The organism is Gilliamella sp. W8136, from assembly GCF_016101285.1.
GTDB lineage: Bacteria > Pseudomonadota > Gammaproteobacteria > Enterobacterales > Orbaceae > Gilliamella > Gilliamella apicola_N.
In genome coordinates, this window is record NZ_JACFQU010000003.1 from 55,827 (window position 1) to 76,875 (window position 21,049).

Below are 21,049 nucleotides of genomic sequence, written 5' to 3' on the forward strand. Positions count from 1 at the left end.
TGATCTAAAGGTATTATCAAAAACGAATAAATATGATAAACGGATTTATAGACTGTTTAGTATGCCTGATATTGTTGCTCAAAGTAATGATAACAGCAAAAATCGATACTAATGACATCTCGCTTGGGTTATTAGCCGAGCGTTTTGTTGATTATATGGTGGTTGCCAACGTATCAAGCGAATTTGATTTAGATTGAAAGGATGAAAAAGATGGTAAATCAGAAACAAGTAATACGATTCACTGCAGAAGAGCGTTATAGCCAAGAATTGGCAACGTTAAGCAAAGCCGATAATGACAATAATAAACCCCAAGGTTGGCTATTATCACCAAAATCCGTTCGCCAATTTATTTTAGGTAACGACACATTAGGCATTAGCCGTAAATTTTTTGGTGACGACCCGTTAGTTGATCGTGCAATTGTATCACTATTAGGAAAACAAGGTTTAATGCTCGTGGGGCAACCCGGCACAGCAAAATCCATGTTATCTGAATTACTGGCAGCAGCAATAAGTGGTGATTCGAATTTGACCATTCAAGGGACAGCAGGTACCAGCGAAGATCATATTCGTTATTCATGGAATTATGCTTTACTGCTTGCCGAAGGACCAACTGAACGGGCATTAATTGGCTCACCTATCTATCAAGGTATGTTACAAGGAAAAATAGTCCGCTTTGAAGAGATAACCCGATGCCAACCTGAAATTCAAGATATGCTGGTATCGATTATGTCCGAAAAACAAATGATGATTCCCGAAATGGGGTCTAACAGCGTTATTAAAGCTAAACCTGGATTTAATATTATTGGTACAGCAAACTTACAAGATCGTGGTGTGCATGAAATGTCTGCGGCATTGAAGCGTCGTTTTAACTTCGAAACCGTTAATCCTATTGCTGATAAAAGTTTTGAAATTGAATTAATACAACGCCAGCTTAATCAAGAGTTAGGCGAATTAACTTCACAAATCGTTATCCCTATTGATGTCATTGAATTGTTGGTAACTACCTTTCAAGAACTCAGACAAGGTCAAACCACAGAGGGTGCTAAATTAAAAACACCCGATGCAGTTATGTCAACGGCCGAGGCAGTGAACATTGCCTATGCATCTGCGTTAGATGCCCATTATCTTGGTGATGGAACATTGACAGGTGAACAAATTGCCAAACAACTGATTGGCGTTGTTTTGAAAGACAATGCGGATGATATTAAAAGAATCCAGTTTTATATGGATAATGTGGTACGTGAACGTGCTAAAAAATCCGATATTTGGCGTAGTTTTTATCAAGTATCAAAAACTTTTTGGAAATAACAAATCGCTATGACAATCAGCCATTCACTATTACCAGAACGGTTATCAAAAGCGGTAGAAAGCCTAAAAGCGCTACAGCAAGAGCAGATCTATTTTGCGCCAGTGCGCCATCATAGTCCCGCATGCAGCTATGCATTAAAACAGTTGATAAAGGAAGTTCAGCCAACACATATATTGATAGAAGCGCCATCTAGCTTTGAGGCTATTATGGCGCAATTATTACATAGTGACACAAAGCCACCTATCGCCGTACTATGTCAAACCAAAAAAAACATTGATCAACTAATAACAAGTTCCGAGCCAGAAACGGAAGATGATACTGATGATACCGACGATATAACACCTAAATCAATTACCTATTCAGCATTTTATCCATTTTGTCATTACTCACCGGAGTGGTTGGCAATGCAAATGGCAAAAAAGCAACAGGCTGATATACAATTTATTGATTTGCCTTGGAGTTTACAAACGGATCAAAGTATTGATTATGATTCGGATTATAATCGTTCTCTACTTTCTGAAACTTATCTTAAACACAGCCAATATATACAACGTTTAATGCAAAAACTGCACTGCCGAGATCATGATGAAGTTTGGGAGCATCTATTTGAATTAAAAGATTATGATGAAATCGCTGATTGGCAGACGTTTTTTGTTGATACGTTTGTTTGGTGTGCCATGTCAAGGCTTGATTACACACAAGAGTCGCTAATTGCGGAAGGATCAGTCCAGCGCGAACAGTATATGTTAACCGCTATTGGTCAGCTAAAAAAATCCAAACCACAAGCCAAAATTGTCGTAGTAACAGGGGGATTTCATACTTTAGCGTTAATAGAGGGATTATGGCAAAATCAGCTTGTATTACCTAAAAGATCAGATGTTATACAGTTTAACCGCCAACAAAAAAATAGTGCGAACGATCAAACATGGCTAATTCGTTATAGCTTTGATCGTCTTGATGCGTTAAATGGTTATGCTTCGGGTATGCCATCACCCGCGTATTATCAAGCAGCTTGGCAATCGATATTGCATTATGATAAAGCGACTAATAAAGATCAATCAGGGCGAGAATATCGCCAACGGCTAACCTTAGCTTTACTGTCTGAAATTGCCGATAAATTACGCCAACAACCAAATTATAATAGTTCAACTGGATTTGTTCCTTTAAAATCAGCCATTGAACAAGCCACATTACTTGCGGATTTGCGTGGACATGTTGGAGCAGGGCGATATGATTTATTCGATGCTATTCAATCTTGCTTTATTAAAGAGAGCATTGACACTACGCATAGTGAGTTTTGGTTGTCAGTGCAAAGTTGCTTATCAGGCAATCTACTGGGCGAAGTGCCGACTGGTACGTCACAGCCACCACTGGTTAATGACGTCTATTCAACTTTAAAAAAATATCGTTTCAAATTGGATGATACCAACCCAAAACTTACTCATATTGATATTTATCGCAAGCCTAATCATCGACAACGGAGCCGTTTTTTGCACTTGATGACCTTTTTAAATGTTGGTTTTGCTAATCGACTTGATGGTCCGGATTACATTCATGGCCAACGTTTAAATGTAATGTTTGAAGATTGGCGTTATGCTTGGACACCAATGGTTGAAGCAAGATTGATTGAATTATCTCAGCAGGGGACTAAGCTGGAACAAATTGCTATAAATAAACTGCAATTGGATGCCAAACTATTTATACACAATAACACTGGGTCGGTAAGTCTTTCAGCCGTTGAGCAGTTAACCCATGCCGCTTTAATGGGGTTAGATGATTATTTTAACCATTTAGTTGATAATTTTGCAGATTTTATTGAAAGTGATGGTGAATTGAGTTCACTCATCCATTGTGGACACCGTATGGTTTACTTATGGCAAGGTCAAACTTTTTTACAACTTAAAGCCACATCCACTTTACTTACGTTATTAACTAAAATTGTTAAACAGAGTTTTTTCTTGTTAAATAAACTTAAACAACATGAAAATGAACAGCAACAGCAAAATTTAAAAGTATTACTTTCATTTAGAGATTTATTAAATTATCTGCCCGATGAGCTTGATGTTAACCAACTTAAACAGGATTTTTACCATAATTTGTCCCGTTTGCAACCAGAGTTAACTCAGGCACCTTTGATTCGTGGTGCTATCGATAGTATGAGTTATTTAGATTCCTATTTAAGCCAACAACAATTGGAAGATAATATAAAAATTAACTTCAGTTTAGGTACTAAAAATGAACAAGCAATTAGCTATTTTATTGGCATCATGCAATGTACACCTGAATTAGTAATACATTCATCCATTTTATTGGAGAGTTTAGATCAATTACTGATTGATTGGTCACCTGAGCAATTTATCGAAATTTTACCTGATTTACGTTATGCCTTTTCTCAATTAAATCCTAAACAAACGGCTTCGTTAGCCGAAAAAATTGCTAAAAAATATCAGATTGCTGATGCTGATTTGCATTTTCAACAGCATCAATTTAGTGAAAATCAGCTACAAAAAGCGCTCTTGCTGGAATTGTTTATTACGGAAAAAATAAAACAGCAACATCTTACCGATTGGTTCAAACAGTAGGCATTGGCATGATTAACGATAAACAAACTAAAAACAGCAAAACAGACGAGCAAGTCAAGCGTTGGCGTTTGATATTAGGTCAATACGCCGATGAACATCTAAACAGCAATAATAATTTAGGCATATACGATAAGCAAATTGATCAAGCTTTAGATTACCTTTATCAACATGAATATCGTTCTCGGGGCTTATTAATGGAAGACAAAAACCAATCAAGCTCAAAATCTGGCGGAAAAGAGAGTTCTGTCTATAATACAGTAAATTGGTTGCGACAATCCCGCAAATTATTTCCTAAAAGTACTTTTGAACGAATGCAAAACCAAGCTATTGAACGATATCATCTTGAAGGTATCTTAAACGATCCTAATGCCGTAAAAGAGTTACAACCTAACTTCAATTCTGTACGACTGTTAATCAGCTTACGAGGTAAGCTCAGTAACAGTGTTCAAGATGAGGTAAAAGCACTTATCAAAAAAGTGGTGGATGAAATTTTACGAAAAATCCAGACGAATTTTATTAATGCCATGACAGGCAAAAAAAATCGATTTAGACGCTCATTAATTAAAAATAACCAAAATTTTGATTGGCGAGCAACCATTAAAGCTAATTTAAAACATTTTGATCATGATAAACAACGCATCATAATTGAAAAGGCCATTTTTAACTCTCGCGCTGCTCGTCAACTTCCTTGGGATATCATTTTATGTGTTGACCAAAGCGGTTCAATGGATAGCTCTATTTTCTACTCGGCGGTGTGTGCCAGTATCATTACACAGTTGCCGGCTGTTCGTTTACATTTATTGGTTTTTGATACTCAAGTGGTGGATTTAACTCATTTAGCGAGCGATCCAGTCGAAATACTCATGACAGTACAACTCGGTGGTGGTACTAATATTGGTTATGCACTAAATTATGCGGAACAAAAAATAATAAATCCAAGTCGTACTGTCATGGTTGTGGTCAGTGATTTTTGTGAGGGGGTGAATTTAACTAACCTTTATACAACTGTTGCACGCCTTAATGCTAATCGAGTTAAAATGCTGGGTTTAGCTGCATTAGATTACTTGGCAACCCCCGTTTATGATCTGCAAGTAGCCCAAGAACTCGCCAATCGGGGAATGGAAATTGCGGCTTTAACACCCGAACATTTTGCTACTTGGCTTGCAGAGGTGATGAAATGAGTTGGTCTCAAATCTACTTAAATTACGATCAAGATGCTTTGGCTGTCTATGCTAATGTTGGCGTCATTCGACGTGCACTCAAAGATATTGAAGCTAATAAAGTTAAATTAATCGAACACAATCAATCACATTTGATATTTGAGGTTGATAACCAACAAGTCAAACTGACACCACAAGGTATTCAAGCGGCAAAGTGTAGCTGTCCAGCTAGTGATCATTGTAAACACATAATAGCTTCTGTGTTATGGTTACACGAAAATCCACTTATCGATGAATCCAAAGTTACCCCAAATTGTGACACACTTAATCAACCACTTGAATCCTCTAAATCACATAGTGATCCTTTAGCCGAGCTATTAGCAATTGAGAGTAGCCAGTTATTTAAAACAGTGGGCAAAGCCAATATACGACTGGCTTATCAATTACTGTTTGATTGGTTACAAAGCGATGCGGTAACAGTGCAAACTCAGGGAGTTCAACTTCGTATTCAAGTTCCACAAAGTACCACCCCAGTTATTTACACAGCGGGTACGGGCTTTGCTGGCATCATTTCAGAATTACCCGATAAGCAAAAACAGGCCGTACATTTAGCCGTTATTGCTTATCTATTCCAACAAAATCAAAAAAGCTGGCAATGGCCTGAACAGATTATTTCAGAACATCAGCAAAATAATCAGCAAGATCAGCTTTGTGATGATGAAATTATCTTGATAAAACAGATACAAAATCAAATCAACACGTTAATAGAGCATGGCTTGTCGCATGTAAGTGCCAGCCAAGCTAACCAATTACAATTACTTAATATGTCAGCCCGAGCACAAGGTTTACCAATGTTGGCTGCCATGCTTAGGCAATTGTGCCAATTAGTTGAGATGCAAGTTAATCGGCATTTCGCTATTGAAGAGCAAGATATCATCTTACTTTTAGCTCGCTTAACCGTTCATTTGCAAACAATATTAAATAGCGAAGGTGAACAACTTGCCAATTTACGAGGAAAACAAAAACGCCAATACCAGACCAACCAGCAAACGTTAGATTTATTGCCATTAGGTGCTTATTGGTGGGAAAGTAAAACCGGTGCACAAGGTGCCACTTTTTACTTTTGGAACCCTAACGATAATCAGTATTACCAAACAACGCTAGCCAGATCCAATAAGGCTGACATTAATTTTAATCAATATTCTATATGGCATCGTATTTCATTATGGCAATCAATGCCAAATATATTGATGAGAAAACGATTCTCACTGAATAATCCTCTTCTTGCTGAAGGCAATAACTTATCAAGTACTGGAGCGAGTGTGGTGATAAAATCGATAGGATGGACTGATCTGGATTATCAAGAATTTCGAGCCTTTAATGGTTTTCGAAACTGGAAAGAACTGAGTCGTTATCTAGAAAATAGTGATGTTAGTGACGGCTTGTTTGATCAGGTCATCGCTATTCATATTACCAATACCCAAAAACCGGTATTAGATGAAATTAAACAAAGTTTAATTTGGTGTATAAAAGACAATAAAAATAATGATCTTTTATTACGACTTTTTTGGGATGGAAATTATTCACAGCGCATTGATACGCTAAACCTCTTGCTAAGAACGGCTCATCAACCATTGACAGTATTGGTAAAATGCATAAAAAATGACAGTAATTTAGATCTTGAACCTTTTGCAATCATTTATAAAGAGTCGAAAACCGACCAAATCAACATCGCCAATTTGGATTTTGATTATGAATGGTTATATCCAAAAGGAAAAAATTATAAAGCCTTTGAAGCATCCAAAGAACCGGTATTAAAAAAACAGATGACGCAAATCAATTACCAACAAGATCCTATTGCGACATATATCATCAAACCTACACTGGCATTACTTGAAGCAATCACCAGTTCTGGGCGATTGATCTTATCTAACGCAGATAAACAAAAAATAAACCAATTACAATACCAATGCGATACACTTGGCTTAACTACGTTAAGCCACACCCTAAACAAATTAGCACAAAACCAACCGATAGAAATCAAACATATTCTACAAACAGCCTATCTATGCCAGCTAATGAACAATACACACTATCAATTACCAATAGTAATAAGGGAAGATGAAACATAACCAAAAAGCAAACAATACCAACGGATAACGTGATTCAAACAACAGAAAATAGTTTAGGAAAAAATCGCTTATTGAGATTTTGATTAATGTCATATGCATTTTATATTGAATATCATTTATCAATGCCATTTGAAATGGCATTGACTCCTGAATAATTTTTACAAAATTATCTGACTTTAGTAAAAAAATCTTTGTGATAATTTAAAATATTGTAGCAATATTATGTTTATAGAATTAAAATCTTCTTAATTGAGTAAACCTGTATTAAATTGATCCATAGCAGTATTTACTGAAAGTTTATCTGATTTTAATAAACTATCCCAAATATCGAGCCAGGTATTAATAGCAGTGCCATTTTCATCTTCTACCACTTCATCATATAGCCTTTTTAGCAAATCAACCAAAAGCCTTTCATTACGATAAAGGTCTGTTTTATCATAATGGAGCATTATATTTTCGAGTAATTTGAATATAGGTTGCCCAAAACTTAATAAACTCTTAGGTGTTTTATTTAAATAATCAACCAAATATTCAAAACAATAGATTGCTGCTTTTGATGTGATAAATAGCTCAAATAGTTTATTACTGTTTGGTTTTTTCCAATAGTTTTCATCATTTATGCAACGACCAACTTCTTTTAAGATATTTGTATCGTTATCATTTAATAATAATTGATAAGTATTCTCAATTTTATGAATCTTATCATTATAATTATCTTGCCGTAATAAATGACACAACATGGATGCACACCCTTTTTTTAAAATAGTATCTTTTAATAGATGTTGTTTTTGTTCTATAAACAAATCATTAAAAAACCAGCGAGCATAAATTTGTTTTCCAGCTAATTCTTTAACCTCATCCATTTGTGAAGTAAGCATTTTTATAACTAAATCAATATAATGTGATTGGTATTTTGTTTCGAAACCTTGATTAAAAAATCGATAAGCGCCATTAGCGCAAGTCATACGAAGATCTTTATGACATAATTCAATAAATTTTTGATGAGCGTAATCATCATTATAATTGAGGAGTGGTGCTAAGAGAGAAACTGCTGCAATATTAACTGCGGGATGAATGTCATTGATTGCGTTGTCAATTATGCTTAAGTGTTGTAAAGGAAACTCTTGGTTGTAACAAAAAATTTTTGAGATAGCCAGATATGCTTTGCCTCGAACACAATTAAACATAGTACTTGTTAGTGAATCGGCATTAATGTTATTCATAGAATATTCGTCTTTAACATGCCTAACACTAAATTCGTCGGCTTCTGGATCGCTAGAATTTTTAGCAAGATTTATTAATAAATTAATTACAGATTTAGAATAACGCTCAGCTCTACTTTCAATTAATTGGACTAAAGAATATTCACATTTTGGGTTATTAAAATGAAGAATCACTTGTTCAATTAATGATATTGGGCAAGTTTCTTTCTCATCACTGTCATTTTGTTGGTTGTTGCTCTCTACTAAACCAACAAATATGGCATTGATATATTGGGGATCAATATTCTGAGGTAATGTTAGTGCAAATTGAGCAAAACGGTCGGGTTCTTTTATTACACTTTCTGTTAAACTAAAGCTAAATTGTCTAATACTTGCTTCAGAAGCTAAATCATCAGTTATTTGAACACATCCATCTGATTTTTGATGAATTTTTGATGATAAAACTATTTCTTTCCATGCGTTGTTAGAAAGTTTATTGTATTGAGGTAAAGGTGACGTTATAAAAACACTTTTAGGTATATTATTTTCATAAAAATCAGAGTTTGTATAAGAACTAAATTCACGATTTAAAACGCCTATTAATTGTTTTGATTTTACGGAAATTCGATGCTTATCTAATGTCGGTAATAGAAAATACTGTAACTTTCTGCAATAATTGAAATTTTCCCACTTTAGATTTAAATTAAGTTGCTCTTTTGTTTCGTTGATTTTTTTAGTTGGTGCAAAGCTATAAATTTTTTCTTCTAACCTCCTAAATAATTCATCGGAACAAAATGGCGAAAACTTACTGATAAGTTCACTAGGGAGTAACCAGATCGATTCTTCCGATCCATTGCCACACGTTAAACGTTCATTTGGTGACTCTAATAACCAACTAATAACTTTATCAGCATATTCTAGAGATAAATTTAATAGTAATTTTGCAATTAGGTGAGTGATAACCTTATTATTTTTATCCATATAAGGTAAGATTACGCGCAATAAAGATTCAGATTGTACAGAAAGTTGTTTTCCGGAATTTTCAAGTATTTCAATTAGACCTTTACGAAAACTACTAGCAAAGCCATTGTTCATATATCTGTCATTAATCAGCCACTCATCAGTGAAACTATCGCAATCTGAGTTAAAAATACTGCTTAGATAATTCAAAATCAATTCAATCAGTAGTATGAGTATGGATTGAGATGGTTGTTTTATTTCTTCAATATCCTCATTATCCCAATAAAATAAATTTGTTGCACTATTAATATTATTTGGGGCTTGTAAACATGAATCTTTATCTACAATATTTTTATAAAGTTCCATTACTATTTTGAGGAAATCAAATGCACGTAATGGTTTTATTTTAATTAATGTATTCCAGTCAGTATAATATGGTACATAACCCAAAATAACTAATTTTTTTCTAAATTCAAACAATTCATCGCTGTCTTTTTCAACTCTCCAAATAAGAGCAGAGTATACTCTTTCATTCCATAAATCAGACTGTCCAACAAAATCTTTTAAATTGTTAATAATTAGGTTAGGTTCAACTGTTGAAATAGATCGAAGCAGTTCGATAGCATCATTGATTAACTTTTCATTATCACTTTTGAGCCAATTTTCTATAATTTTTTGCTCAGATAGATAAGAAATAATAGTAACATTCGAATCACAGGTAATATTTAAAAATTTGTCAAATAGTTCAGGTGTATCAAGAATTTTGTCAATAAGTAATTTTATCGGTTGTTTGATATGTTTAATTTCTTTGATTGTATTTAAAACTAAAATTTTTAAATGGAAACGAATATTGTTATTAAATAAAATAGCCTCAGCACAATTGCAAAAAGCTTTTTCGCTATGGTCAAGTAACATAGTTAATGCATATTTAAGATGTTCTCTTTTGGTTAGCGTTTGTTCTTCATAATTACCAATATGATTTAATAAAGTTTGAGGTGATTGAATTCCAGCTTGAAAAAGGGCAAGACCGACGTGGTAATCAAATAACGCTTGATGGCGAAAGCTGATTCGATTATTTTGTTTACTAAGTAATCCGACTGAAAGGCTCGCACCAAGTTGTTCTTTTGTAGCTGGATCGAGTATATTTTCCGAAATGGATAATTGTGATGAACCAGTCATCAATGAAACTATTGTATTAATAAAATCCGAAGCTGATTGTTTATTGATACCAAGTTGATTAATCTTATCTAATCTATCTTCCAAAAATTTCTTAATTAATTCTAATTTATTACTAAACTGAGGTGCCTTTTGGTTGCGTTGAGCTATTGCTAAATATATTCCCAACCATAAAGGAATTTTTAATATCTCTTGTTTTTGTGTAGAAAGCGAACTAAAAGGTTCATAAGGGGAAATTAATGGTTTAATAGTATCTTCATCTAACAGTATTAACTTGATGTCAAAGCGATCCTTTTTAACGCTTTCTAACCATTTCGATAAAGCAATATCTTCATTTAAATCAAAGTCCCTTGATGCGAGAACGATACTAATATCTTTTCCTACTTGTCTTAATCGTTGAACTTGATCCACCATTTTACGACAGATTTCTAAAGCATTACTCGAATGAGTGCCGGTCCATCTTATGGCATCAAGTTGGTCGAGGATAAATACAATTTTTTTTTGTGAAGAAAATTTACTGCAACTACCGATTGGACTATAAGGAAAGCCTAGCGACTTACCAAACTCATCAATATTATTTTCGGGACGGCGTCTATCTAATCGAATAGGTACTGAAATAATTTTGTTTGTCGTTAAGTAATTATGTAATTCCAACAGTAGCGCACTTTTTCCACTGCCTGCTTCTGCTGAAATTAAAGTAATGGCATTACTTTCAATTGAGTTAAGAACTGAGGTTAATTCATTTCTTTTAATTAATGTATCACCAATAAGAAAAGGTTCTATTGATTGTTGAAATTCATCGGATAAAGAAGAGATTACCGTTGATATTCTGTCATCATCAGGAATAATTTTGGGTTCAAAACCATTGTCTTTTAAATCAGCTAATAAATCGGTAGCTGTTATTGTTCGTCGTAATTTATTAAATTTTTCAGGATAGTTTTTTAGAAAAGCGATAAGTTTGCCAGAATCATCCATAAATAAATTACCAGCTCTACTCTCAAGTTCTTCTATGGTTTTAATATTTATATCATAAGAAATAATATGAAATTTTTGCAGAAAATTTATAGCCTGTAGTAAATCTGATTCAATCTCAGCATCTAAATTCAAATATTGGCAAATGCTATTAAAATCTTTCTTCCGCTCTTTACTGGCATTGATTTGATATGTTAAAAAATCCTTGGGATTATTACTATTAAGAGCACTTATTCTAAGATCATTGATCTTTTTACATGGTAATGGCGATATTAAGTGGTATTCGCTTTGTCCACGTTGAATTTGGAATAGAGCATTTTTTAAAATATTGTACTCATTGAGTTTAGGTAATGTCCAATATTCGCTATTACCCGCACCAATTTTACATTGGTAATATCGTTTTTTACCATTCTTAAGTTCGGTTAAAACATCAACACCCACTTCATCATTTCCAATAGGTTCAACAATCACCGAATTGACTTTTTCTTCAAGTAAAAGAAGTAATTGATAGGCTATCCAATTTTTTTCATATTGATTGCCAATTTTTTCAGCGAATCCACCAGCTTCTGATGCCATTATTTTTATACCTTAAACTATTCCTAATCTTATAAAATATAAGTTCAATTGATTAAATTTCAAGTAATTAGCCAAAAGTTTTTTAACATAATTTATTATACTCTATGGCTTGGGATTTTAATATATTATCTATTTTTTATCGATAACTCTTTAAGATTAATTGGGTTCAAGGTTGTTATAGAATTATTGCATTCGTGTTTAATTGAATGGAATCACAAGTCGGTAATTAATAGATAATAATATATCTAAAAAGGCTTTTATTAATGGTCATGATTATACGTGTAGGTGGCTAACTTTTAAGTTTGTATTAGCTCTTTTAATATCTGATTGTTTGTATTAATTATCTGACTATTTATTAGAAAAGGCATTTTATTGAACCTATTTTGTATGATTCTACGTATCCACATTTTTCAAATCAATGACGATTTTATGAATTGATAAAACCAGCAAAAATGGATTTTTAAGTGCCTTTCTATTGATATGTTAGAAATCTAAAACAGCTTTGTTAAGCTGTCTTATTATCCAACTCACTAACAAGTGTGACGATTTCCGGCAGAATATCGAGTATTAAAGCTAATTGTTGCATTACCAGTAGATCGCTATTGGTCTGATCGTCATTGATTGAGATCGTTTCAACATAATCGGTAACTAACTGTTTAATGGCTTGATATTCACTGTCTAGTTTTTTATCACTGAGAAGATTAATAATATAAACCGTTAAATCGTCAAATAGGTCAAGGGTTTTGGGGGAGATACTTTTATCTCGATGTGCTCCTAACGTTGATAAATAGCTGATAAGTATATGATTTAGGGTGAGCAGGCGAAAGCCTTTATCGATGATTGCCTGATTCATATGAGGCTCTTTAGTCATTAAACTGATTAGTGATGACAAATCGGCACTGCTATCGTGTGCGGCACGGCGTGCGACGCGATATTGAGGATCATTGGTTTTACCCGATAGATATTGCTGTCCAATTAATGCCAAATAGTGACTGTCGTCATGACAAACACGATCCACTAATTTAGGTAGGTTTCTGAACTTCCAGTCAGGCCAGATAAAGCTCACCGCAAGCCAAGCAATAAAACATCCAATTAATGTGGCTATAATTCGTGAAATAGCAACCGATATGCTACTTTCACCAATCAAACTGAAACTAAAGAATACCAATAACGTAATAAACGCGGTGGCATAAGCATATTGGGAATTTTTAAATAAGAAAAACAGCCAGCCAGTTATAATAATGAGCACTAACTGTTCAGGTACACTCGGGAACAAAAAGGTTAACGGAATGCCAACCACAATCCCTAAAATAGTCCCAATAACGCGCAATTTTAATCGATGTTTTGTGGTGGAATAGTTAGGTTGACACACAAACAAACTGGTTAAGATGATCCAATATCCATGCGATAAATCTGAACAGAGAATTGCCATATATCCCACAAAAAAGACTAAACTCATTCGCACTGCATGGCGAAATAGTGGAGACTTAACGGTCAAATTACGCTTAATTTTAGCAAATAGATCGTGAAAGCTAGTTAGCTCTTCGTCAATCAATTGATTATCTTCTTGCTCTTTAGAGAGGTGCTGTTCAGTATCAATGTTTGTTAGCAGCAGATCGATAGAGAGTAGATTCTGATGCAAATTTTTTAAGGATTTAATCAAAAGCATGTCAGCTCTATTGCTGAATTGATATTGAGCGATGGCTTCCTCAAGATAAGTAAAATAGCGCGCAAACAGTGAATCATGTTGATAGGTTTGGTTTAACTTGATAGCTATTGCTAACTGCGTGCAGGCTTTCGCTTGCAAATTTAAAATTCGCGCAAAGCGAAATAGAATATCGCTATGTTTAAAATGTTCACTTAATGCTTGATATTGTCCATGTGCTGAACTTGCACGTTCATGAATATCTTGCGCTACAAAATAGTAACTTAGCAGTTTACGAATGTAAGATTGTCCGCGATAACTTTTTAAACGGTTAAATAGAGAGCGTTTTGTATCATTAAACGCACCAATTAACTGATTATTACTTTCGGTTAATTGCAAGGTTTGCTTTTTAAATCCGTCAGTTTCATCGGGATCGAACATTGCTGCTTTGGCATCCAAATATTGCGCTAACTTCATAAAGCAGATAGAAAGTGACTGTTGAGTCGTGCGAATAGGTTGAATGATTGATTCAATTAGCGATACTACGTTGTACCAAAGTGCACCGAGTAATAAAAAGCAGGGTAGCGTGAATTTATCATCAAATAAATTATGGCCAAGCATTGTATAAGCAGCAATCAATAACGATCCAAAGGCAATTACTCCATAACGCTGCCCGAGTGAACCCAGCATAATAAAAATAAAGGTAGAAGACACTAGCCCAATCATAAACAGTGCAGGGTAATCAAATAATAACTCGACCGAAAACGTACCCAGTGCAAAACAGAACAACGTCAACACTAGATTAATACAACGGCTGAGTAATCGAGTATCAATCTCGGTTAATCCCGCAGCCACCACACCAAGCGTGAGCGGAATAACCAATGTTGTCTGACCAAAATACCAAGGCACTAGAGTAGAGCCAGTTAAGCTAATAAGCATGCGGATGCTAAACAGAAGGTTACTGCTGTAAAAGACTTTACGCAAAGTCAAAATAAAAGGATGCACAAATGTTGGTTTTCGTAGAGTTAATAAGATGGAGGGTAGAATACTATATTGTTGACAGTTATTAAAGAGGGTGGAATTTTTTGGTTGAAAATAACAATAACTAATATACATATTATTAATTATTTTAACGTCATCTGAATTGAATGTTTTTCCTTAGATTAATGAATTTGAGTGTTCAAATATGAGTCAATTTTTCTTAGATATTTTTAATAACTTGATAACTCATTACTTATTAAATTTGATAAAGAATCTGAAACGGTATAGACTCCTGAATTATTTTTATAAAAAATCTATTTTCATCTATTATTCATTTTTAATAGAAAATTTTTCATACTTTTGGTCACAAAAAATATTCATGTCTGCGTCACGCACTAACTGATAATTACATATTCATCAATTTCAATATAGGGCATTTCGTTGTGTTGTTTAGTTACGTGAAAGTTAACTAAGTATTTAATTGGGTAAAAAAGAATCTGAAACGGTATAGACTCCTGAATTATTTTTACAAAAAATCTATTTTCATCTATTATTCATTTTTAATAGAAAATTTTTCAGACTTTTGGTCACAAAAAATATTCATGTCTGCCTTGCGCACTCACTGAGAATTATATATTCATCAATTTCTATATAGGGCATTTCGTTGTGTTGTTTAGCTACGTGAAAGTTAATTAAGTTTTTAATTGAGTAAAAAAGAATCTGAAACGGTATAGACTCCTGAATTATTTTTACAAAAAATTATATTTACATCTATTATTTATGGGATTTTAAAAAATCTTTTAATGCTTTTGAAATCTTTTAATGCTTTTGGTTACCAAAAATATTCATGTCTGCGTTGCGCACTCACTGAGAATTATATATTCATCAATTTCAATATAGGGCATTTCGTTGTGTTGTTTAGCTACGTGATAGTTAATTAAGTATTTAATTGAGTAAAAAGAATCTGAAACGGAATAGACTCCTGAATTATTTTTACAAAAAATTATATTTACATCTATTGTTTATGGGATTTTAAAAAATCTTTTAATGCTTTTGGTTACAAAAATATTCATGTCTGCGTCACGCACTCACTGAGAATTATATATTCATCAATTTCAATATAGGGCATTTCTTTTTGCTATTTTGTTACACATGATAGTTAATTAAGTATTTAATTGAGTAAAAAAGAATCTGAAACGGTATAGACTCCTGAATTATTTTTACAAAAAATTATATTTACATCTATTATTTATGGGTTTTTAAAAAAATTTTTATGCTTTCGGTTGAAAAACATCCATGCCCGTGTTGAATAGTGATTGATAATTATATATATTTATTCAAAATCTTGTTATAGGTCAAAAAAATGGCTTATTATCGGTATCAAGCGCGGATAATCTACGTTAAGATAATAAGCTAGCAATTAATTACCAAGGAAAAACGTTTATGACGACTGAAGAAATGACAACACTTGATAAAATCAAAAAGCAGATTGCTGAAAATCCTATCCTTTTATATATGAAAGGTTCGCCAAAATTGCCAAGTTGTGGCTTTTCGGCTCAAGCAGTGCAGGTTTTATCTCAATGTGGCGTGCCGTTTGCTTATGTAGACATTTTACAGAATCCTGACATTCGTGCAGAACTACCAAAATTTGCTAACTGGCCTACTTTCCCACAATTATGGGTTGAAGGTGAATTAGTAGGAGGATGTGATATTATGATCGAAATGTTCCAAACTGGTGAGCTGCAAACGCTAATTAAAGAAACAGCGGAAAAGCATCCAATTTAGGATAGTTTTTCTCAACTTAATTTAGATTCAAAGGTCATTTAAGAGCGCATATGCGCTCTTTTTATTATTCTGTTTGTTGATCGGACTCTGGGCTTAATTGTTCACCATTCAACTCATTATCTAACTCTGCTTGTGGTGATATATTAGCAAGCGGCCATCCTCCTAATCGTTTATATCGATTAACAATTTCACAAAATAAAATAGCCGTTTTTTGGGTATCATAGAGTGCTGAATGGGCTTGTTTGTGGTCAAATGGGATTTTTGCCGCTTCACAGGCTTTAGCCAAAACCGTTTGTCCAAATATTAAACCACATAGGGATGCGGTATCAAAAGTTGCAAATGGATGAAATGGATTACGTTTTATTCCTGCACGCTCTGCGGCTGTCATTAAAAAACTATGATCAAAGTGAGCATTATGAGCAATAATTACCGCACGGTTACAATCGTTTGCTTTAATACCTGCTCTTACCATTTTGAAAATTGCTTCAATTGCAATTTTTTCGTCCACTGCGCCACGTAAAGGATTATTGGGATCAATCCCATTAAATGCCAGCGCGGTAGGCTCTAAAATTGCATCAGCAAATGGATTGACATTAAATTGTAAGGTTTGATCAGGCTCAATCCAGCCATCTTTATTCATTTTTAACGTAATGGCGGCGATTTCTAAAATTGCATTTTGTTTAGGATCGAAGCCAGATGTTTCGATATCAATCACTACAGGATAAAAACCCCGAAAACGTTCACATAATTTTGCGTTTGGCACAATAGTTATCTTATTTGTTAAAAAATGAAAATTATTATGCCAGTTTTTAATGTATTCGCCTAGTTTTACCTTTACTGAAGTACTTTCCTAAATCAAACAAATGGTACGCATTGGTTAAATCAATTAACATCTTTGCATATGAATCAATTTTCGTTTAGATCGTTCAATATCTTTGATCCATTGAGCATTTAAACGTTTGGTATGTTTGGGTAGGTAACTCAAACGATGCTCTATGATTTGTAATACATGATTTGCTTTATCAATTTGGTTCCAGCCAATTAAGGTCTGTAAGTAAAATGAAATTGCTTCTAAACTCGGGAAATAGCTAATTAAATTTTCTAATTCTTTTTTAGCTTGATCTCTTTCGTTAAGTGAAACCAAAACTCTAGCATAGAGTAAATGACATTCATCAGAATTATAATTGGGATTTTTTTCACTTAAAAAATTTAACGTCTCTTTTGCTTTTGTATACTGATGATCCATAAATAACGCAAAAGCATATTGCATTAAAATATCGGGTGAGGTTGCATTATTACCAGTTAATGCTTGTTGGTAGTATGTCAAAGCTTCATCAGCTCGATTATTGTCAACCAATGCTTTGCCTAAATTGATTCGTGTTTTGGTGGTTTGTGATGCTTCATATTTTTTTTGGGCTTCAAGTAATTCGCGCTCAGGATCCTGTGTTTTAAGTAGTTTTGTTTCAATTTGGTAACCAACTGGCGTCGAGCGTAACTTAGGAAAAAAAATGACAGCAAAATAGATCAAACTGCCTAAAAATGGCACCAAAAATAATATATAAATCCAATATCTACCCTGTTGAGTACGAATTGCATGGAATACAAAAAATAATGCAATAACGCTACTTAATCCAATTCCTAAAAATGGCACAATAATATCCTTTTAGTGAATGTACATAAAACAGCATAACTTGACACGGCGTTAAGTCTAAATAAACTTTCATAATTTAGCAATATTAGCAATAAACAAATGTTTAGGATTTTTGTAAATGTCAGAAGATTAAATAACTTAAGGTCACTTAATAAAATATATTGGTGAGATAATTGACAAAAGTGATTATAATTATTAACTATCACTTCTTTTAATAAGATAGATAAAATGCATCGTAATGAACTTGAACAAATAATTAATAATGAATTGCAAATAAGTCGATACCGAGACTATGCACCCAATGGATTGCAGGTTGAAGGTCGAAATGAGGTTAAGAAAATTGTTACAGGCGTTACAGCTTGTCAATTATTGTTAGATAAAGCTGTGGAATTGCAAGCTGATGCCGTGCTGGTACATCATGGTTTTTTTTGGAAAAATGAACCGCAAACCATTACGGGCATAAAATATCGACGAATAAAAACGCTTTTGTCACATGATATTAATTTGTACAGTTATCATTTGCCATTAGATGGGCATCTTGAATTGGGTAATAACGTTGAACTGGCGAATTTGTTGGATATCAAGGTTGATAAACACGATGATATAACCGATTTCATGTTCACAGGTTCCTTAAACAATCCACTTACAGCCTTACAGTTTAAACAACAATTAGAGCAAGTATTACATAATGGTAAACCCCAAGTGTTGTTTTGTGGTGATAATGCACCGCAAATCATTAAGCGTATTGGGTGGTGCAGTGGTGGTGGGCAAGACTTTATTGAGCAAGCAGCTCAACTTGGTTGTGATGCATTTTTTACAGGTGAAGTATCCGAGCGCACTATTCATATTGCCCGTGAATATGGTATTAATTTTTATGCAGCAGGTCATCATGCCACCGAACGTTATGGGATAAAAAAGTTAGGTGAGTGGTTAGCAAGTCACTATGGCTTGCAATGTATTTTTATCGATATCGATAATCCAGCGTAACAAAAGTTGAATTTAACTTAGAAATAACGCATACTTATTCGTAGTTATTATAATCTTCAAAGCTGTTTTGAAAACAGATAATATGAGAGGTCATTTTATGTTTACAGGAAGTCTGGTCGCCCTTATTACACCAATGGATTCAAAAGGAAATGTAGACCACGTAAGCTTAAAAAAATTGGTCGAATATCATATTGCTAATGGTACATCAGCTATTGTTTCTGTTGGAACAACTGGTGAATCAGCAACGCTCGATCATAATGAGCATATTGATGTTATTAAGCGCACCATCGATTATGCTGATGGTCGTATTAATATCATTGCAGGAACAGGCGCAAATGCGACCAAAGAAGCAATTGAATTGACTAATAAAGTTGAAAATATTGGTGTAATTGGTTGTTTAACTGTGGCTCCTTATTATAATAAACCAACGCAAGAAGGTATGTATCAGCACTTTAAAGCCATTGCTGAAAGTACCGAATTACCTCAAATCCTATACAATGTACCAGGCCGTACTAGTAGTGACATTAAACCCGAGACAGTCGGACGTTTGTCAAAAATTAAAAATATCGTTGCTTTAAAAGATGCTACCGGTGATCTTTCTCGCGTTTATAAAACCCGAAGATTAGTCGGTAACGAGTTCAAACTTTTAAGTGGTGATGACGCAACTTTCTTAGATTTTATGATTTTAGGTGGAGATGGCGTCATTTCAGTTACGGCTAATGTTGCAGCAAAACAGGTTGCAACGGTTTGTAAATTAGCTGCAAATAATCAAATTCAAGAAGCACGAGCGGTAAATGACAGTCTATTAGCACTGCACAACAATTTGTTCATTGAGCCAAATCCAACACCAGTGAAATGGGCGTGTACTCGATTAGGTTTAATAGACAATGGTACAATCCGTTTACCAATGATATCGCTGTCTGAATCTTCAATTCCAGCGGTAGAGCAAGCATTAAAAGATGCTAATTTACTGTAATTTATTTTCATACAACTATTAATTTAAAAGCAGATATCTATGTTTGATAAAACTATATTGCGTAATTATGTCGTAAAAAAAACCGCTATTTTGACGGCTATCGTTTCTCTATTCCTTGTAGGGTGTGGTAGTGATCAAAATTATAAGCGCGAAATTGATGGTAATGAAGATTATTTAAACTCACCTGCTTTAAAGCCTTTAATTGTTCCCAAGGGTATGACAATACCAGCAGAAGTAGCTGATTTTTATATTTATAAACTTGATTCTAAGGGTAATTTAGGTAAACAAGTTGATATTCGAGCACCTGTTGTACCTATTCCAACCGTTTCTGATTCCTTTGTTATTTATAATAATGGTGTCGTTACTTTTAATTCACCACTCAGTGCTGATGTTTGGAATAAAATTCCAAATACTTTAAACAACAAAAATATTCCTATAAGTAGTAGTGATAATTTAACGATAAAAACAGGCAAAGCTTTTATTGTTCGAGCGGATGAAACTCAAACAGCGGAAGCTTCGTTTACTTTTAAACGTAAAATTGTTGGTGATACCCAAACTATTACACTTAGCTTGGATTCGTTAGCTCGTGGTGCTGAAGATATCTCTTCACAACCAATTGAAGTTCAGCGTTATGTTGTCGGTTTATTTAATTCATTAATGGATGATATTGCTCCGCAATCTTTTCGAGAACCACAAGTGAAAGACTCGAACGGGAATGAAGCGAAAAAAGGAGCTAATAAAGATACTGAGTCCATGAAAAGGATTAAAGAAGATCTTAAAGATCAGATCCGCGGAAAGTGATAAAACAGTTTTATTTTGTGGATATGAAAATTTATAACTTTCTAATTCACAATAACTTTAATTCATAGTGTGGCTTGAAATTTGTAGCTTTTGTGACTCGATCTTAGCTATAAACTGATACCCAGTTGCTATTTATGCTTAAAAAAGTAATAGC

Annotated in this window: 12 protein-coding genes; 8 read left to right on the forward strand and 4 right to left on the reverse strand. The window is 33.9% G+C overall.

Annotated features, from left to right (window positions below):
- Positions 1-201: 201 nt before the first annotated feature.
- From H3T96_RS02395 to H3T96_RS02410, 4 genes are read left to right on the forward strand one after another with little or no spacing between them, the layout of a single operon-like run.
- Positions 202-1,308, forward strand: a complete 1,107-nt coding sequence (locus H3T96_RS02395) for an AAA family ATPase (RefSeq protein ID WP_144091123.1) — start codon at positions 202-204, stop codon at positions 1,306-1,308.
- A gap of 9 nt (positions 1,309-1,317) precedes the next feature.
- Positions 1,318-3,891: a DUF5682 family protein gene (locus H3T96_RS02400; protein ID WP_144091125.1), complete on the forward strand. Its 2,574-nt coding sequence runs from the start codon at positions 1,318-1,320 to the stop codon at positions 3,889-3,891.
- A gap of 8 nt (positions 3,892-3,899) precedes the next feature.
- Complete coding sequence (locus H3T96_RS02405; protein WP_144091127.1) at positions 3,900-5,072, forward strand: VWA domain-containing protein; 1,173 nt, start codon at positions 3,900-3,902, stop codon at positions 5,070-5,072.
- Complete coding sequence (locus H3T96_RS02410; RefSeq protein WP_144091129.1) at positions 5,069-7,183, forward strand: hypothetical protein; 2,115 nt, start codon at positions 5,069-5,071, stop codon at positions 7,181-7,183. Before H3T96_RS02405 ends, H3T96_RS02410 begins: the two co-directional genes overlap by 4 nt.
- 245 nt (positions 7,184-7,428) lie before the next feature.
- Here the strand turns inward: H3T96_RS02410 and H3T96_RS02415 are convergent, their stop codons facing one another.
- Complete coding sequence (locus H3T96_RS02415; RefSeq protein ID WP_144091130.1) at positions 7,429-12,069, reverse strand: ATP-binding protein; 4,641 nt, start codon at positions 12,067-12,069, stop codon at positions 7,429-7,431.
- Positions 12,070-12,574: 505 nt separating this feature from the next.
- Positions 12,575-14,719: a YccS family putative transporter gene (gene yccS / locus H3T96_RS02420; RefSeq protein WP_370545711.1), complete on the reverse strand. Its 2,145-nt coding sequence runs from the start codon at positions 14,717-14,719 to the stop codon at positions 12,575-12,577.
- A gap of 1,434 nt (positions 14,720-16,153) precedes the next feature.
- Between yccS and H3T96_RS02425 the strand changes: the two genes are divergently transcribed.
- Positions 16,154-16,480: a Grx4 family monothiol glutaredoxin gene (locus H3T96_RS02425; RefSeq protein ID WP_038518280.1), complete on the forward strand. Its 327-nt coding sequence runs from the start codon at positions 16,154-16,156 to the stop codon at positions 16,478-16,480.
- A 64-nt stretch (positions 16,481-16,544) separates the two neighbouring features.
- On the opposite strand, the gene rnt is transcribed toward H3T96_RS02425, so the two are convergent.
- The gene (gene rnt, locus H3T96_RS02430; protein ID WP_216355785.1) at positions 16,545-17,243 is read right to left on the reverse strand and encodes a ribonuclease T; all 699 of its coding nucleotides are present in this window, start codon (positions 17,241-17,243) and stop codon (positions 16,545-16,547) included.
- 123 nt (positions 17,244-17,366) lie between these two features.
- Positions 17,367-18,131, reverse strand: a complete 765-nt coding sequence (locus H3T96_RS14965) for a tetratricopeptide repeat protein (protein ID WP_172398389.1) — start codon at positions 18,129-18,131, stop codon at positions 17,367-17,369.
- A 228-nt stretch (positions 18,132-18,359) separates the two neighbouring features.
- Here H3T96_RS14965 and H3T96_RS02440 point away from each other — a divergent pair, with 228 nt between their 5' ends.
- The 3 genes from H3T96_RS02440 (at position 18,360) to bamC (ending at position 20,895) form a co-directional block, all read left to right on the forward strand.
- Complete coding sequence (locus tag H3T96_RS02440) at positions 18,360-19,118, forward strand: Nif3-like dinuclear metal center hexameric protein (protein ID WP_144091134.1); 759 nt, start codon at positions 18,360-18,362, stop codon at positions 19,116-19,118.
- Positions 19,119-19,215: 97 nt separating this feature from the next.
- The gene (dapA, locus tag H3T96_RS02445) at positions 19,216-20,094 is read left to right on the forward strand and encodes a 4-hydroxy-tetrahydrodipicolinate synthase (RefSeq protein WP_144091136.1); all 879 of its coding nucleotides are present in this window, start codon (positions 19,216-19,218) and stop codon (positions 20,092-20,094) included.
- Positions 20,095-20,133: 39 nt separating this feature from the next.
- Positions 20,134-20,895 carry an outer membrane protein assembly factor BamC gene (gene bamC, locus H3T96_RS02450; RefSeq protein WP_144091138.1) on the forward strand — a complete coding sequence of 254 codons (762 nt, stop codon included), beginning with the start codon at positions 20,134-20,136 and terminating at the stop codon, positions 20,893-20,895.
- The last annotated feature ends 154 nt before the right edge of the window (positions 20,896-21,049 follow it).

Bases quoted from the DNA above. Each gene is read 5' to 3' on its own strand.
- H3T96_RS02395 (WP_144091123.1), top strand. From the start codon at position 202: ATGAAAAAGATGGTAAATCAGAAACAAGTAATACGATTCACTGCAGAA.
- H3T96_RS02400 (WP_144091125.1), top strand. From the start codon at position 1,318: ATGACAATCAGCCATTCACTATTACCAGAACGGTTATCAAAAGCGGTA.
- H3T96_RS02405 (WP_144091127.1), top strand. From the start codon at position 3,900: ATGATTAACGATAAACAAACTAAAAACAGCAAAACAGACGAGCAAGTC.
- H3T96_RS02410 (WP_144091129.1), top strand. From the start codon at position 5,069: ATGAGTTGGTCTCAAATCTACTTAAATTACGATCAAGATGCTTTGGCT.
- H3T96_RS02415 (WP_144091130.1), bottom strand. From the start codon at position 12,069: ATGGCATCAGAAGCTGGTGGATTCGCTGAAAAAATTGGCAATCAATAT.
- H3T96_RS02425 (WP_038518280.1), top strand. From the start codon at position 16,154: ATGACAACACTTGATAAAATCAAAAAGCAGATTGCTGAAAATCCTATC.
- H3T96_RS02440 (WP_144091134.1), top strand. From the start codon at position 18,360: ATGCATCGTAATGAACTTGAACAAATAATTAATAATGAATTGCAAATA.
- dapA (WP_144091136.1), top strand. From the start codon at position 19,216: ATGTTTACAGGAAGTCTGGTCGCCCTTATTACACCAATGGATTCAAAA.
- bamC (WP_144091138.1), top strand. From the start codon at position 20,134: ATGTTTGATAAAACTATATTGCGTAATTATGTCGTAAAAAAAACCGCT.